The sequence below is a fragment of the Methylotuvimicrobium sp. KM1 genome, assembly GCF_044788715.1.
Lineage (GTDB): Bacteria > Pseudomonadota > Gammaproteobacteria > Methylococcales > Methylomonadaceae > Methylotuvimicrobium.
Genome location: NZ_CP173170.1, coordinates 2994707 through 3011132 on the forward strand (window position 1 = coordinate 2994707; position 16426 = coordinate 3011132).

At 50.4% G+C, this 16426-nt stretch carries 10 protein-coding genes; 6 read left to right on the top strand and 4 right to left on the bottom strand.

All coding sequences use genetic code 11. From position 1 onward, the window contains the following. Position 1 precedes the first annotated feature (1 nt). The 4 genes from ACINK7_RS12855 to ACINK7_RS12870 all read right to left on the bottom strand — a co-directional run bounded on the left by ACINK7_RS12855 (position 2) and on the right by ACINK7_RS12870 (position 6681). Positions 2-1990 (bottom strand): heavy metal translocating P-type ATPase, encoded by a 1989-nt coding sequence (locus ACINK7_RS12855; RefSeq protein ID WP_404355683.1) that lies wholly within the window; start codon positions 1988-1990, stop codon positions 2-4. Between the two features lie 172 nt (positions 1991-2162). Further along, positions 2163-4691, bottom strand: a complete 2529-nt coding sequence (gene feoB / locus ACINK7_RS12860; protein ID WP_404355685.1) for a Fe(2+) transporter permease subunit FeoB — start codon at positions 4689-4691, stop codon at positions 2163-2165. 1062 nt (positions 4692-5753) lie between these two features. Beyond that, positions 5754-6395: a hypothetical protein gene (locus ACINK7_RS12865; protein ID WP_404355687.1), complete on the bottom strand. Its 642-nt coding sequence runs from the start codon at positions 6393-6395 to the stop codon at positions 5754-5756. A 109-nt stretch (positions 6396-6504) separates the two neighbouring features. Then, the gene (locus ACINK7_RS12870) at positions 6505-6681 is read right to left on the bottom strand and encodes a hypothetical protein (protein WP_404355689.1); all 177 of its coding nucleotides are present in this window, start codon (positions 6679-6681) and stop codon (positions 6505-6507) included. Between the two features lie 767 nt (positions 6682-7448). Between ACINK7_RS12870 and ACINK7_RS12875 the strand changes: the two genes are divergently transcribed. The 6 genes from ACINK7_RS12875 (at position 7449) to ACINK7_RS12900 (ending at position 16383) form a co-directional block, all read left to right on the top strand. Then, positions 7449-9035 carry a proton-conducting transporter membrane subunit gene (locus tag ACINK7_RS12875; protein ID WP_404355690.1) on the top strand — a complete coding sequence of 529 codons (1587 nt, stop codon included), beginning with the start codon at positions 7449-7451 and terminating at the stop codon, positions 9033-9035. A gap of 15 nt (positions 9036-9050) precedes the next feature. After that, positions 9051-11633: a YbcC family protein gene (locus ACINK7_RS12880; protein WP_404355692.1), complete on the top strand. Its 2583-nt coding sequence runs from the start codon at positions 9051-9053 to the stop codon at positions 11631-11633. Continuing rightward, on the top strand, positions 11626-12600 hold the full coding sequence (gene cysD / locus ACINK7_RS12885) for a sulfate adenylyltransferase subunit CysD (RefSeq protein ID WP_404355694.1): 975 nt from the start codon (positions 11626-11628) through the stop codon (positions 12598-12600). Before ACINK7_RS12880 ends, cysD begins: the two co-directional genes overlap by 8 nt. Then, positions 12600-13922: a sulfate adenylyltransferase subunit 1 gene (locus ACINK7_RS12890; protein ID WP_404355695.1), complete on the top strand. Its 1323-nt coding sequence runs from the start codon at positions 12600-12602 to the stop codon at positions 13920-13922. The genes cysD and ACINK7_RS12890 overlap by 1 nt, the downstream gene beginning before the upstream one ends. A 731-nt stretch (positions 13923-14653) precedes the next feature. Beyond that, positions 14654-15991: a cyclic 2,3-diphosphoglycerate synthase gene (locus tag ACINK7_RS12895; protein ID WP_404355696.1), complete on the top strand. Its 1338-nt coding sequence runs from the start codon at positions 14654-14656 to the stop codon at positions 15989-15991. A gap of 107 nt (positions 15992-16098) precedes the next feature. After that, entirely contained in the window at positions 16099-16383 is a 285-nt protein-coding gene (locus ACINK7_RS12900; RefSeq protein WP_404355698.1) for a hypothetical protein, read from the top strand. Positions 16384-16426 lie beyond the last annotated feature (43 nt).

The window sequence follows — 16426 nt, forward strand, 5'->3', positions numbered from 1 at the left end:
TTTAAGACTCCGCTTCGACAGTCGCTTCGGAGGCGGAACGCAAGCGTTCGGGTTCGCAGCGCTGATCGCGGCCGGTCAGCTCATCCATTTTTCTGAACATAGGACCGACCGGCGATTGCTCGATGCCGGTAAAATACAAGCGGCCGGCATTGACGACGACGAACACCGAACTGACATGATGCAGCAGCGCGGCAAAAATCGGATTGAGCAAGCCGAATGTCGCCAGCGCCAGGCCGACGCTGTTGAAACCGACGGCCCACAGATAATTTTGCCGGATGATACCGCCCATTTTATGACCGAGCCGCAAGATCGTGACGAGATCCTGAGCATCGTGACCGAGAATGACCACATCCGATGAAATGATCGCCAGATTGACATTCTTGTGCCCGCCGATCGCGATGCCGACATTGGCTGCGGCCAAAGACGGTGCGTCATTGACGCCATCGCCGACCATCGCCACTTTGCCTTGCGACTGAAATTGCTTGACCAGCGTGGTTTTGTCCTCCGGCTTGCAATTGAAATAGTATTCGTCGGCGTGGATGTAGTCGGCCACGCGCTTGGCCTCCTGTTCTTCGTTATCGCCGGTCGCGAGCACGACCTTTTCGATGCCGCAGGCACGGATCGTATCGGCCAAGCCCCGCATTTCCGACAGCATGATATCGCGAATGACGATGACGCCCTGGACTTGCCGGTCGACCGCCAGCCAGATCGCGCGGCCGGTATAGTCGATAGCCGGCAATTCGATGTCCTGAAGACTCAGCGTTTCGGCGCTGCCCATCAGAATTTCCCGACCTTCGATCCTTGCCTTGATGCCACGGCCCGGAAGGTCCTCGGCTTTCTCGACCGGCAGGAAGGCAGTCAGGCCCTGCTTTTTCGCATAATTGACGATCGAGTGCGCTATCGGATGATCGAAACGCGATTCGATCGATGCGGCCAGTTCCAATAGACCCTGTGTCGGCAGGCCCATTTCGACGACCCGACTGACCTCGGGTTCGGCCAACGTGACCGTGCCGGTTTTATCCAGAATCAGCGTTTTGATGTCTTGCATGTTTTCCAGCGGCTCGCCGCCACGGGCCAGAATATTCGAGCGGGCCAGACGCCCGATATTCGCGGCGAACGCGGTCGGCGTCGCCAGCGCCCAGGCGCAAGGGCAAACCACCGCCAGCGCCGTCGCCATCAAATGCAGGCTGCCGGTGATGTAGAGCAGCAAAAAGGCATAGGCCGTGACCGACAGCAACAGAACCTGTACCGTGGTATCGGCGCGCCGCTGCAGATCCGATTTTTTCTCCAGACTGTTTTCGATTTCCTGCGTGATCACCGAAAGAAACGAATCGTCCCCGTTTTTGTCGGCCTTGACCTGCAGCGGCGCGCTCAGATTCAGCGTGCCCGATGTCACGCTGGCCCCGGTCTCCTTATATACCGGAAAAGGTTCGCCGGTAATCGTCGATTCGTCGATCGCCGAGGCGCCTTCGATGATGATTCCGTCGATCGGAATCATTGCGCCTTTCGCGATCAGCACTATAGCGCCTTGTCGAACTTGGTTGATCGACACTTCCACGATGTCGCCACCCTGCAGCATCTGCGCGGTTTTTTTGCCTTCCTGAATCAGGCTTTCGATCTTTTCCCGATTCTTCCGGATGATCGTGAACGAGATGTACAAGCCCAGGCCGATGAACCAAGCGACCATCGCCCCGCTCAACGGCGCGCCATCGATCAGCGTCACGGTCATGACCAAAACGATCAGCAGTTCCGCCGAAACCTTGCGCAAGAACAACACGCTTTTCAACAGGCTTTCGAAATAGAGCGCCAAACAGAACAAATAAAACGGAATACCCAGCCAATACAAGACCGGCAAGTCATAAAGCGCATCCAGCCCGAATAAAGCTACCGGAATCACCGCCGCGATGACGCGCAGCAGCATGATGTCTTGGCGGGGACTGATCTTCAGCAGTTCCGCATCGATTTTGTCGAAATAGGTTTTATCAATCATGTTTGTACCCTTTATCAGATGTAGGTCGGGTTAGCGTCAGCGTCCTCTCGTTCCCACGCTCCAGTGTGTGAAAACGCATAACGAGCTCAAATACAACGTACCACTCTTAAAGCCGGTATCGGTTCCCACGGAGGACCGTGGGAACCAGGAAAAACGTTGGGTTACGCTGACGCTAACCCAACCTACGTTTGTTAAGGCCGCCCCAATAACGAAACACCAACACAACCGCAACGGCGATCATCGCAATCCCGGCCAGCCAAGCCGTCGAGGTTTCCGGATGCTCGCTAAAGGTCGCCGACTGATAAAACAGCGTCGCGGTCAGATAAGCCAGCCCCGTGGACCAGAGTACCATGAACGACGACCAGCCGAGACTGGATTCCCGGTAGGCGGCCGCCGAAGTCGCGATGCAAGGGAAATACAGCAAAATAAACAACAGATAGGCGAATGCGCCGATCGTGCCGTCGAAATGCCGATGCAAGGCCTCGACAAACGAATCTTGGCCGACCGACGGATTGACCGGGTCGGCACCGAACATCTTTTTCAGTCCCATCGGGATGGCCATGAAGGCCCGTTCTACCGCATCGCCCAAGTCGAAGGACTGAACCTGCCGGGCGGAAGCCGCCTGCCCGGTTTCGGCATAGATAGTTTTCAGCGTGCTGATGACGACGACTTTATGCAGGATGCCGGTGAACAATGCGACCGTCGCCGGCCAATTTTCTTCGTCGATACCCATCGGCCCCAACGCCGGCGTTACCGAGCGTCCCGCAGCGCTCAGCACCGAATGTTCGATGTCGTTCGGTTTGAAGCCGCCGTCCGTCCCGAGCGAACCGAGTATGTTCAAGAGCACGACCATCGTGATGATGATTTTTCCGACCCGCACAACGAAGGTCTTGACCCGGGTCCAGCTGTTAATCAATACATTTTTCAGCTTCGGCACGTGATAATTCGGGATTTCCATCATCACCAGCGAGAATTCCTCTTTCAGAAACGTGTTCTTCAGCAGCAAGGAGGTCAGCACGGCGAAGAAGACGCCTATCGAATAAAGCATGAATACGATCAAGCCGCCGTGGTCCGGGAAAAAAGCCGCGGCGAACAAGGTAAATACGGCCAGCCGAGCGCCGCAGGTCATGAACGGATTCAACAGGATGCTCAACAACCGATCGCGCGGATTCTCCAGAGTCCGGGTCGCCATCATCGCCGGCACGTTACAGCCGAAACCCAGAATCATCGGCACAAAGGCCTTGCCGGGCAGTCCCAGGACACGCATCAAGCGGTCCATCGCAAACGTCGCCCGGGCCATGTAGCCCGACTCCTCCAATACCGAAATGAACAGATACAGAAAACCAAGAATAGGAACGAACGCGGCCACTTCCCGGATGCCGTTGCCGACACCCTGGGCCAACAGCATGATCAGCCATTGCGGACTGTCCAGCAGCGCCAAAAAATGCTCCATGCCATCGACAAAAATCGCCTGCATCAGGTCGTTGAAGAACGGTTTAAAGGCCCGTCCGAGTTTGATCGTGAACGTGAACATCAAATACATCACGCCGAAGAAGATCGGAATGGCTAAGAATCGGTTCAATATCACATGATCGATCTTATCGGAAAGGTTCCGGCCCAGCTCGGACTGCCGTGTGAGCGTCTCATTTACCAAGAGACTGATAAAACCGTAGCGGCTGTCCGCGATCAAAAGATCCGCCTCTTCGGCGGCCTGGTCTTGGACCGCATGGCGCAGCTGTTTCGCAGTCTCGGTCAGCAAGGGATCGGCATGGCCGAGCGCAAAACCGTCCTGTTCCAGCAATTTGACGGCGAACCAGCGCGCATCGCCGTAACGGTTGTCCAGTTGTTGCTCGACCAGCGGTGTGAGTCGATCCAACGCTTCCCGAATCGCAAGCGGATAATCGATCACCGAATGCGACAATTTTTTATGCTCCACCGCTTGGTTGATCGCCGCTTTCAAGGCCCTGACCTCCTCGACTCGAGTCGCAACCAACGAAACCAATGGGCATTCGAGGCGGCGGGCTATTTCGTCACTATCGATTTTGATGTCGCGGCCGGTCGCGTCGTCCATGTTATTCAACACCACCAGCATCGGCAATCGCATTTCCAACAATTGTGTCGTCAGATAAAGGTTATGTTCGAGATGCGAAGTATCGACGATATTGATGATCAGGTCCGCCTGCCGCGCAAGAATGTAATCCCTGGCGATTTTTTCATCCAGCGCCGTGGCCGTATCGTTCACATCCAACGCATAGATACCGGGCAAATCGACGACTTTGACGGTCTTGTTATCGAACCGATAAGAGCCGCTTTTGCGCTCGACGGTTACGCCCGCCCAATTACCGACATGCTGACGGGCGCCGGTCAAACCATTGAACAGCGTGGTTTTTCCGCAGTTGGGGTTGCCGATCACGGCGACGGTATATTCCTGTTTCTGCAAAACAGGTATCGGGGCCGGCGACACTTTGTCCAGACGCTCTATTCTCAAGCCGGCGATCTCATCTTGGCGCACACTGAGATCGGTACCGCGCACTCTGATTTCAATCGGGTCGCCTAACGGTGCGATACGGATGATTTTGAATTCGGTGCCGGGCGTCAAACCCATCGCCAGCAGTTTATGCCGGTAAGGTAAGAAGCTTTTGTCGTAACCCAGGACGCGTCCGCAATCGCCCGCTTTCATATCGCTCAAATTCATTTGCATCGAAAGCCACCCTTGTTCCTTTTAAAACGCAAAAAACGCCAATGCCGTTGCTGAATCAGCAATCTCATCATAGCCGGTCTGCATTTGTTTTATCTTATATTCTAAAGTCTAGCAACTCGTCTTACTTACGAGAAAACATCAACTCTATCGATACCGACAGTGAAACCCGAGTATTTTCCAGACCTCACAGCACTTCATACAGTTAATTTAGGCTATGCTCGCGTTAATAGTTGATACCCAATTTGAACTCAAAGTCAGCAGAAACCAAAGGATATAGCTCTAAATAACTTGTCTTATTCAATATTGATCGGATTGTTGAAAGGAGGGTACGGTTGCTCAATTGACAGGTATCGGCGGCAGGGCAGATTTTTGCTCCTGCAAAATCTGCATTTACCCAGCATCTAAATTCCATAATCCATTATCTATGGTTAACTATCTTAGATAGTTTAGGTGCTGGGTTCATGCCATCCTTGGCAATCAGTCGTCCCAGTCAAGCCTTGTATGATTAATTTAATGAATTTTAGCCAGGAAATACTTTAAGCTTTAACGAGTTCATTGGGAGGTCGCTCAAGCCCGAGGACTGGATTAACCAGAGCCTGTCTATAGATTGCCCCCCGCCCTATTCACTTACATGGAGGTATTTACCCAGCACCTAAATTATCTATGTAATCAATCATGGCCAATAGGCTATGGAATTTAAGTGCTGGGTTTACGGCGTCCTGTCAGACGAGTAATCGTGCCCTCTTCCATGCTCAATGTATTGGAAAGCAATCATTGACTATTTCCTAAATGGTTTATTTAGTAGGAAAGATAACCGTTTCAACGTAATTATTCACATCCCCCCTATCGTTCCCACGCTCCAGCGTGGGAATGCAGCCCGAGACGCTCTAGCGTCTCGTACCGCTGGAGCGGTACTCAGGCATTCCCACGCAGAGCGTGGGAACGAGAATGGCCGGGGAACTGAATACTCACGTTTCAACTGCTAACATGAACATAGTTTTTTAAAGGGGATGCAAAGTTCCAGCTTATTTTAAATGTAGGGGTCTGAGTAATTGCAATGTATTAGACAGATTTCTTAAACGAACGGCCTTTTTTAAAAACGCCTAAACTTGCTAAAGCCGAACCGAAAAACCAAAAAGCCGCTGGTAATGGTACTGGGGTAGTACTAAATGTAATATTGTTTATTCCTAGATTCCAACTTGTCCCCAATATTATGCCAATCGAACTAGCTGTAATGTTAGGTTCGAAGATGTAAGCTACGTCACCCGGCACGGTAAAGGGATTACCCAAAGGTGCGTAATCAATCAATATATTAGTTATATCGTTTCCATCAACAATACGTAAATCGCTTGCATCCCTCGATGTTTGAAGGTATCCACCAACTTCAAAGCTGCTAAGCGTAACATAATTGTTAGGATTAACAGCAGTCAATGTTATATTCAGAAGTCTTCCATTAGCATTAGCAAAAGCGGCGGTATTGAGATCTGCATAGCCGGCATTCCAAAGCAGAACATTCGAAGATTCCACGGTACCATCAGAATTTAAAGTTTGATAAAACACAGATACTTCGGGTGTGGAACCGAAACTCTCCGGAACCGCCGAGTAATTTGAAAAGGGTTGAAGTTCGTCGAAATTTATTGTACTTGCCTGACAATCGAAAAATGCGAAACCCAAGATTAACAAATAAATAATTTTATTTAGCATTACACTTACCATTGATGATTATTGGTTAAAAAAGTCTAGCGCGAAACATAACTCGTAAAAGAATAAATGACTCAGGCTCATTCAACACTTTCATCAAGCTACACATGAATCAAAGCAAAATACATACCATATCTATAGATCGCTGATTTATACTATCTTTTAAGTAACCACCATTTTTCGATGTAAAAAATACTGACAATTGATTTTCGGTACTGGCAGTCATATCAAAAGCAACTCTAGCGAGTCGGTCTTTACGGGCTAGCATTGCTGTTATTGCAACGCACATAAATCCCCCTTCATCCCTGCGTAATTTCATGGCTGCGGCTGCGACTTGTCCCCGCTTGGATTCTTAGCTTCAACAAACTGAAACATCTTGCTAATCACCAAAAATCATTACAGATGATCTTACCGAAATTTGACAAGTAACACTTGACTACCGCCTGCCTTATTCTGCCTAAGCGCCTCAATACAGCTCTTGCGATAACGCTTAAATAAAGGCTTAAACAGCTCCAATTGAACGTTGAGTGAAATGATCGATACGCCTCCAACGCACTTGGATTGCCGGTTACCCGCTTCCCTGCTTTTCATAACTGACCAATTCATCGGCGGTTTTGAAAATCGTACTATCAAAACCAAGAACTAGCCCCTTCTCGTTCGAACAAGGATTAACCCAACGCCTTCCGGTTTGCGTAACTGTATGTACAAGGCCAACTGAAAGATATGCAGTTTTTCATTGGCACTGGTCAGATTGTTTTCGGTAGCAATCATCCAAAAAATAACTTAGATATTGATAAGTAATTAATACCCAAACCAAACATATAATAAATAGAACGGTTTTTTTAAATTTATATATTAGATAAAACAATTCTGGATTGTTAGTATGCTTGCAACTTCAATCCAGGAAGGGCTCGTCAGGAATGATTTCACATTATTAATGTGTTTGCTATCGCTCGTATCGAGTAAAAACTTTAGATTGTACTGCATCCTACTCACACCGAATGAGACTTCATTAGGATCGGATGCAGCGCTTCCCAACCACGGAGATTTACTTAAATGACCGCTTTATCGATTATTCCCGTCATCGCAGGCCCGGTTTCGCTGTTACTGCTGGGACTTGCGCCTTCATCGTGGGCCGAGCGTCAACCGTTAAAGATCGCTCGATCGACAGAAATCGCTGCGATTGCCGGTTTGTTTTCAGCAATACTGGCCACTTGGTTTTACGCTGAACACGGTTTGATCGAACAAGGATTCGCCGGAATCGATATTTACTTCGATGCACTCTCGGCGACGATGTTGATATTGGTTTCCTTCGTGAGCGTCATCGTCATTCGATATTCGCGTAATTATTTGGCTGGCGATCCCGGACAGGGACGCTTCATGAAGTGGTTGGCGCTGACGATCGGTGCCGTACTAACGCTGATCGTGTCGGGTAACTTGGTGTTATTCACGCTGGCCTGGATGGCGACCAGCCTCAAACTCCATCAATTGCTCACTTTTTACTCAGACCGTCCGGCAGCACTGATCGTCGCGCGCAAGAAATTCGTGATCAGCTGGATCGGCGATCTGTGTCTGATTCTGGCGATGGCGTTAATCTATCAGCGCTTTGGCAGTCTTCGTTTCGGAGAAATTTTCGCGGCGGCCGATATCGTATCGACGACTTCTCAGTCGGTCGATGCCGGCAGCGAGTTATCGTGGATCGGCATCTTACTCGTATTGGGAGCCTTGTTGAAATCCGCACAATTCCCATTCCACAGCTGGCTGCCCGAAGTCATGGAGACACCGACGCCGGTGTCGGCATTGATGCACGCAGGCATCATCAACGCCGGCGGTTTTCTGATAGTCCGCATGAGCCATGTGATGATACTCGCGCCGTCCGCCTTAGATATACTTGCAGTCTTCGGAGCAATAACAGCCTTGTTCGGCGCTCTGTGTATGCTGACGCAAACTAGTGTCAAAAAGTCGTTGGCCTTCTCGACAGTCGGACAAATGGGCTTCATGATGCTGCAATGCGGTCTGGGAGCCTTCTCATCGGCGATATTGCATATCGTCGCGCATTCCTTATACAAAGCGCATGCCTTCCTTTCCAGCGGCAGCATCGTCGATATCGCAAAGTCGTCGTGGGTTCCACTCGTGCGCAAAAAACGCGATTCATGGCACTTGCTTAGCGGTTTCGTACTCGCACTGGTGTTGACATTTTCAGTGTCCACGTTGTTCGGCTTCACTTTTTCAAATCACCCGGGTGTTTTGATTTTGGGCGTCATTCTGCAGATAGCATTGACTTATCTCCTCTGGAACGCGATCGAAATTCATATCGGCAAGCGCCTATTCATAAGCGTCAGCATCATTGCCGTACTCGTATCGGTCGTTTACTTCGCGCTGCAAGCCGCGTTTATCGAGTTGTTGCAAAATGCGCTGCCAACTGCAGCGCTAGTGAGCGGGGCTTTCGACATTGGACTGTTATTGTTCGTGTTGGCGTCATTCATGTCGGTGTTATGGCTGCAAGTACGCTTCTCCAGCGACGACATTGGTTCAGGTTGGCAATCGGCTTACGTTCATTTTTATAACGGCCTTTATATCAGTAGCTTCGCGAACTTGTTGATTCGCCGCTATTGGCCTGCCAAGTCACCTCGTCATTCTTGATCGGAGCATGCTGCGATGAAAACTTTAAACGTGTTATCCCAAAGTGCCGATGTCGCCCTGAACGAATCCTTTAACGGGAAACAAGCGACCGTTCGTCCGCAAATCCTATCGGCGGCGGCAACCGCATGCTCATATGTGCCGCCGCTCTGGCCTTTGAAGCAGTTTGTTGCGGTCAATCCTTTCCTCGGCTTGTTGCCGCAACATTTTTCTCAGGCCAATGCCTTCATGCGCCGGGCCGCGCATAAGGATTTACTGATGTCGGCGGATTTTTACTTTAATCAACTCGCCGGCGGGCGTATCGCCGATGCCGATCTGGCTAAAGCGTTGACCCTATTCGACAAGAACGGTGAATTCGGGTCGGTCGATGACGTCAAGGCCCGCTTATGTTCGATGCCAAACGAGGCGCACGCCGGCAAGCATGCCATACATACGGTTGCCGATTTGATCGATTCGGAACTGGGGACCGACTGGACTGCATTCGTTATCGATGAAATTTCGAAATGGTGTGCGGCCTATTTCGACGAGGGTCAATCGTCCTGGCGCATGCCTTGGTCTTCACTGCCGTTATTCGAAGCTTGGAAGCAGGCCGCGAGCATTGATCGCAATGCGGAAATTCACGGCATCAAAGGGTTGCGCGACTTCGTTCGCACGTTGCCGGATGAGCCATTGCAGGCAATCGATTTCGTATTGCGGAGTATTCACGTTCCCGAAGCGAACCTGACGGATTTTTTTCACCGGCAATTGCTGACGGTCGGCGGCTGGAGCGCCTATATTCAATACCGAGCTCGGGAATCCGGCATGCAAGGTCATGACGACGATACGTTGCTGCATTTGCTTGCGATCAGACTGGTTTGGGACCGGGCTCTCCAAATGACCTATTACGATCAATTACCGGCCTTGGATGATGTCATCGAGATCGAGCCGACCGAACCGGGCGTTTCGGAAAAATTGAGACTGCTGCTGCAACAAGCTTATGAAATCGGTATTCAACGAAAGCTTGTCGACAAATTAACGTCGCCCGACAATCTTAAGGCGCAACCTCTCCCTAAAGCCATTAAGAACAAAGCGGTTCAAGCCGTTTTCTGTATCGATGTCCGCTCCGAGGTTTACCGCAGAGCACTGGAGACCGCATCGCCAAGAATCGAAACCTTCGGCTTTGCAGGCTTTTTCGGCTTCCCAATAGAATATATACGCTTAGGTCATCAACACGGTGCTGCGCATTGCCCGGTCTTGTTAACGCCGAAATACCGCATCCGCGAAAGCCTTATCAATGCGACGGTCGAAGAGTTAAGCGATGCTCTTAATAAGCGTTGGTCCATTAAACGCTTCAATAAAATATGGAAATCGTTCAAGACATCGGCCGTATCATGCTATTCCTATGTCGAAATCGCAGGCTTGGCATTCGGCGTCAAACTGCTGACCGACAGTTTCGGTCTGACCCGGACCGTCACGAAGCCGGGCACCGAAGGCTTAAACGCAACTTCGGTGCTCCGTCTCGGCCCTCAAATCACTCGCCAACGCGGACGCCTGGTAGCGAACGGCAAAGTCCTCGAAACCGGTCTGCGTTTGACCGATAAAGTCGAATTAGCCAAAAACGCCTTGCGCGGCATGGGTTTGACTTCGGATTTCGCTCGACTGGTTTTGCTGTGCGGACATGGCAGTACGACAGTCAACAACCCCTATGCCGCCGGCCTCGATTGCGGAGCATGCGGCGGCCATAGCGGCGAAGCGAATGCCCGTGTTGCCGCGGCGGTGCTCAATGATGTATCGGTCAGAGGGGGCTTGGCAAGCCAAGGCATCGACATTCCGCCTGATACTTGGTTTCTGGCAGGACTTCATGACACGACGACCGACGAGCTGCGTCTGTTCGATCTCGATTACCTGCCTTCCGGATACGAAAAAGACATTGCCTGTCTTCAAGAATGGTTGTCCGACGCATCCGAATTGGCGAGAACCGAACGTTCCGTTCTACTGGGCATTGGCGAGACACATCCCCAAGAGATTAAACAGCATATTAAGGCACGCAGCCGTGATTGGTCGCAGGTGCGTCCGGAATGGGGCCTGGCCGGTAATGCGGCCTTCATTGCCGCCCCCAGGGAAAGAACTCGTCAGGTAAAGCTTAACGGCAGAGTCTTTTTGCATAATTACGATTTCAAACAAGACTCGGATGGTTCTATTTTAGAATTGATCATGACGGCGCCTTTGGTCGTCGCGAGCTGGATCAACCTGCAGTATTACGCATCGACGGTCGATAACCGTCTGTTCGGCAGCGGCAACAAGGTCCTTCACAACGTGGTCGGCACGATCGGCGTACTCGAAGGTAACGGCGGCGATCTGCGGGCCGGCTTGCCCTGGCAATCGCTGCATGACGGCTGCAAATTCGTGCATGAACCGGTCCGCCTGAGTGTCTTCATCGAGGCACCCAGATCGGCAATCGATGCGGTCATAGTCAAACACGAAACCGTCAGACAATTGACCGATAATCAATGGTTACATTTGTTCAGTATCGAAAACGACGGCGACTGTTACTTCAGATACCTGGGACATAAAAAATGGCAATTGGAAAGCGACAACAGAAAAGAGGAAGGCAATGCTTGATACAACTCAAATCATTATTGAAAATCAAAATCACCTAAATGCGGACGATCAAGCAAGGATTTCGCATTCAAATGCAAACCAACATTTAGACTGGTTAGAATCAGAAGCGATATTCATTTTGCGGGAAGTTGCGACCGAATTCAAAAACCCCGTGCTGCTTTTCTCCGGCGGCAAGGATTCGGCGGTACTGTTGCATCTGGCTTACAAAGCTTTTCATCCCGAAAAGATCGGGTTCGTATTGCTGCACATCGATACCGGCCATAATTACGGCGAAGTCATCGAATACCGCGACCGCATAGCAGAGCGCTACGACTCTATGCTGCATGTCCGCAGCGTCGAGGATTCGATCCGACGCGGTACCGTGCGTTTACGTGATCCCCTCGAATCGCGTAACGCTCATCAATCGGTGACGCTGCTCGAAGCGATCGAAGAACTGGCGTTCGACGTCTGTTTGGGCGGAGCGAGACGCGACGAGGAAAAAGCCAGAGCCAAAGAGCGCATCTTCAGTCTGCGCGACGAATTCGGTCAATGGGACCCGAAAAATCAACGCCCGGAACTTTGGATGTTGTTCAATACGCGGATTCGCCCCGGCGAGCATATGAGAGTCTTTCCCCTTTCGAATTGGACCGAGCTCGATATCTGGCAATATATCGAGCGTGAAGGCATTGAATTACCGCCGATCTATTTCGCCCACGACCGCACCGTGGTCCGGCGCGGCGATCTCTTGGCGCCAGTGACCGAAATCACGCCACCGAAACCGGGCGAGACAACCGAAACGGTACGCTGCCGATTCAGAACCGTCGGAGACATTTCATGCACCGCGCCGGTCGAATCGACAGCGGTCACGATAGACGAAATTATCGCCGAAATCCGATCGTGCAAAATCACCGAACGCGGCGCGACACGGCTCGACGATCGAGCCTCGGAGGCTGCGATGGAACAACGTAAAAAAGAAGGGTATTTCTGATGACCGCTCCATTGACTCCAAACCTTACTCCATCGGAAAGCGGCAACTCCGCAAAAAGCTTGCTGCGTTTCATTACCGCTGGCAGTGTCGACGACGGCAAAAGCTCGCTGATCGGACGACTGCTTTACGACACGCAAAGCATTCATAGCGACCAAATAACAGCGATACAACAAACATCCGCTAAACGCGGTTTGAGCGAATTAGATTTATCGTTGCTGACCGACGGCCTGCAGGCCGAACGCGAACAAGGCATTACGATCGATATCGCTTACCGTTATTTCAATACCGAACAGCGCAAATTCATCATCGGCGATGCGCCTGGACACGAGCAATATACGCGGAACATGGTCACAGCAGCGTCGACAGCGGACCTAGCCATCTTATTGATAGACGCGCGTAAGGGTGTCGTGACACAAACGCGTCGTCACACTTATCTGGCTCATTTGTTGGGAGTCAACGAGATCGTGCTGGCCGTCAATAAAATGGATCTGGTCGACTGGCGCCAAGACATCTATCAAACGATTCGGTACGATTATCTGGCATTTGCCGCCTCCCTTGGCATCGAGCAAGTTTGTACACTGCCGATCTGCGCATTGGAAGGCGACAACATCGTGCACGCTAGCCGATCGATGAATTGGTATGATGGGCCGACATTGATCGACTATTTGAATCGTGTTTCGGCACACCGCGATAGGTCAGAAAATCCGTTGCGTTTTCCGGTACAACGGGTCGCACGAGTAAAGCTCGGAAACGGTGTAGCAATAGAAAACAATGACTTAAACACAGAGTTTCGCGGTTATCAGGGCACATTGGCATCAGGAACGCTGGTAGTTGACGATGAAGTACTAGCATTGCCGTCCGGACTCGCGGCAAAAATAAAATCGGTTAAGCTGGCCAACCAATCTCTACCGCACGCGGCTCCAGATCTTTCTGTCGTCGTTGAATTAGATAGAGAGATCGATATATCGCGAGGAGACATGCTGGTCGCTAAGAACGATCTGCCGGAGACGGTGCGTGAAATTCATGCCGATATTTGCTGGCTTTCCGAAGAGCCTCTGAACACCCGGCGCAAATATCTCATCAAGCACACGACACGCACGGTCCGTTGTCTGTTTTCAGACTTGCAATATCGAGTGGATGTGAATACGTTGCAAAAACATCTAAAACCGAGCGACATCGTGATGAACGATATCGTCAGAGTCGAACTGAAGCTACAACAACCGCTATTTGTCGATCATTATGCGGAAAATCGCGTTACCGGCAGTTTCATTATCATCGACGAAGCCACTCATGCCACTATTGCAGCAGGCGTGATCGTGTAATCCTAAATTCGGCAGTTCAACCATGAAGTAGATGAAGTTATAGTTCGTAGATTGAGACTCTTTATCTAATTTTTTGATATACAAATCTCCGTTCTGCCAATGCCGGTTCCGAAGAGGATGCGGTTGCTCGACCGACAGGCGTCGGCGGCAGGGACAGCCGCCGTCGAGCCTACAGGGACGTATTCACCCAGCACCTAAATTCCATAACCCATTGGCTATGGTCAATTATCTTGGATAATTTAGGTGCTGGGTTCACGGCGTCCTGTCGGGCGAGTGACCGCACCCTCCAGCACCAGAGAACTTTCATTTGCCGGGGCGATGGCCGGGCCTTTATTAACGTTACTGTGAAAGTTCGCAGTTTTGCATCCTTATGTAATTTTTTCGATATGCAAAACGCTGCTGGCTGCGAAGAGAGTGCGGTTGCTTGATTGTCAGGTGTCGGCGGCAGGGCAGATTTTTGCTCCTCGGCAATTGCTGAGTTACAAGGATGTAACGAATGCAGAAAATGCAGGAGCATTTTTCTGCCCTGCATTGCCCTAATACACGCCATCCATGGCGTAATGCAAAATCTGCATTCACCCAGCACCTAAATTCCATAATTCATTGTCTATGGTTAACTATCTTAGATTTAGGTGCTGGATTTACGGCGTCCTTTGACGGATCCCCGGCACCGAGTTTTGATCTGCGATGGGTATATAATCTATTTATCCTATAACTGAAAATGAACCGCGATGTCTCTACAATCTGACCGTAACAAAATCGTCATCATGGGCGCCGCCGGACGTGACTTCCATAATTTCAATGTCGTCTACCGAAATGATCCCGGCAGTGAAGTTGTTGCATTTACCGCCGCGCAAATCCCGGATATCGCAGGGAAGCGCTACCCACCGGCATTAGCCGGCCCATTTTATCCCGAAGGCATCCCTATCGTCGATGAAATCGAACTGGCAGACCTATGCCGAGAACAACACATCGACCAAGTGATTTTTGCCTACAGTGACGTCTCACACAGCCAAGTCATGCATCAAGCGTCGATCGCACTGGCCGGCGGAGCCGATTTTACCCTACTCGGCCCCAAGCGCACGCAGTTGAAAGCATTGGTTCCAGTCATCGCTTGCTGCGCGGTGCGCACCGGTTGCGGTAAATCGCAAGTCACGCAATGGCTTTCGAAACTATTGAAATCCCGCGGTCTCAAAACCGCAGTAATCCGCCATCCTATGCCTTACGGCAACCTCGAAAAACAGGCCGTGCAACGTTTTACCAGTATGGACGACCTCGACCGTGCCGATTGCACGATCGAAGAGAGGGAAGAATACGAACCCCATTTGTCTCTCGGCAATACCGTGTTCGCTGGCATCGACTACGCCAAAATCCTCGCCATTGCCGAGCAAGAAGCCGACATCATTTTATGGGACGGCGGCAATAATGACTTTTCGTTCATCCGTCCCGATTTGCTTATCGTATTGACCGACCCGCTAAGACCGGGTCATGAGACAGGCCATCATCCAGGCGAAGCCGTATTGCGTATGGCGGACATCGTGCTGATAAACAAAGCGAATTCGGCTACCGATGAGGCTATAGAATTCGTCTTTGAAACCGTCAGACAGATTCTTCCATCTGTGCCGGTTATTAAAACCTTTTCGAAAGTCACTCTCGATCAACCTCAACGAGTGAAAGGCAAGCGTGTCATCGTCGTCGAGGACGGTCCGAGCATAACTCATGGAGGCATGGCCTACGGCGCGGGCTTTATTGCTGCAACTCAAGCTCAAGCCGCCGAGATTATTGATCCGAGAGCATTTGCGTCCGGACAATTGACCGAAGTATACCGCCAATACCCGCACATCGGTAATGTACTACCGGCTATCGGTTATCACCCTCCGCAGTTAAAGGCACTGCAGCAAACTCTTAATGCCGCCGATGCCGATCTCATCGTTTCGGCCACGCCATGTGACTTATCGACCTTGATCGCTATCAATAAACCCATTGTATGTGCGCGTTATGAATTTATAGAAGACAAAAATGCCGAATTTAGCCGACATATCGAAACTTTCTTAAAAAACCATTTATAAACCCCGGTAAATAAATGTCATTTATAACATTCGTTACGTTTGCAGAATCAATTAACCGGTTCCGTTTTATTTTTTCGCCTTTATAATACTGAAGACGGCAGTCTGTTATGACATTCAATTACATTCCGAAAAATATGAAAAAACCTAAATCGATACAGTTAAAAATCATCGAAAAGCCGGAAGATCTGATTCACAAAGCAAAACAAGCCGCTGAGAATTACGGCTTACAGTTTTTAGGCGATATTGAGCAAGGCATCATAAAAGGCTTCGGCATAGAAGCCGACTATATGCTGCAGGAAGATATTTTAACGATTACGGTTTTTCGCAAGCCGATTTTAATTTCGTGGGCTACGGTTGAACAAAAAGTTCGAATGTTAGTGCAACATGGTTAAACTGAATGATAATTACGCAACTCTTGGATTCAAGCGATCGACT

What these genes read in the sequence shown, in the direction of transcription:
- cysD (WP_404355694.1), top strand. Translation starts at nt 11,626, where the DNA reads ATGCTTGATACAACTCAAATCATTATTGAAAATCAAAATCACCTAAAT.
- ACINK7_RS12865 (WP_404355687.1), bottom strand. Translation starts at nt 6,395, where the DNA reads ATGCTAAATAAAATTATTTATTTGTTAATCTTGGGTTTCGCATTTTTC.
- feoB (WP_404355685.1), bottom strand. Translation starts at nt 4,691, where the DNA reads ATGCAAATGAATTTGAGCGATATGAAAGCGGGCGATTGCGGACGCGTC.
- ACINK7_RS12900 (WP_404355698.1), top strand. Translation starts at nt 16,099, where the DNA reads ATGACATTCAATTACATTCCGAAAAATATGAAAAAACCTAAATCGATA.
- ACINK7_RS12875 (WP_404355690.1), top strand. Translation starts at nt 7,449, where the DNA reads ATGACCGCTTTATCGATTATTCCCGTCATCGCAGGCCCGGTTTCGCTG.
- ACINK7_RS12870 (WP_404355689.1), bottom strand. Translation starts at nt 6,681, where the DNA reads ATGTGCGTTGCAATAACAGCAATGCTAGCCCGTAAAGACCGACTCGCT.
- ACINK7_RS12895 (WP_404355696.1), top strand. Translation starts at nt 14,654, where the DNA reads ATGTCTCTACAATCTGACCGTAACAAAATCGTCATCATGGGCGCCGCC.
- ACINK7_RS12890 (WP_404355695.1), top strand. Translation starts at nt 12,600, where the DNA reads ATGACCGCTCCATTGACTCCAAACCTTACTCCATCGGAAAGCGGCAAC.
- ACINK7_RS12880 (WP_404355692.1), top strand. Translation starts at nt 9,051, where the DNA reads ATGAAAACTTTAAACGTGTTATCCCAAAGTGCCGATGTCGCCCTGAAC.
- ACINK7_RS12855 (WP_404355683.1), bottom strand. Translation starts at nt 1,990, where the DNA reads ATGATTGATAAAACCTATTTCGACAAAATCGATGCGGAACTGCTGAAG.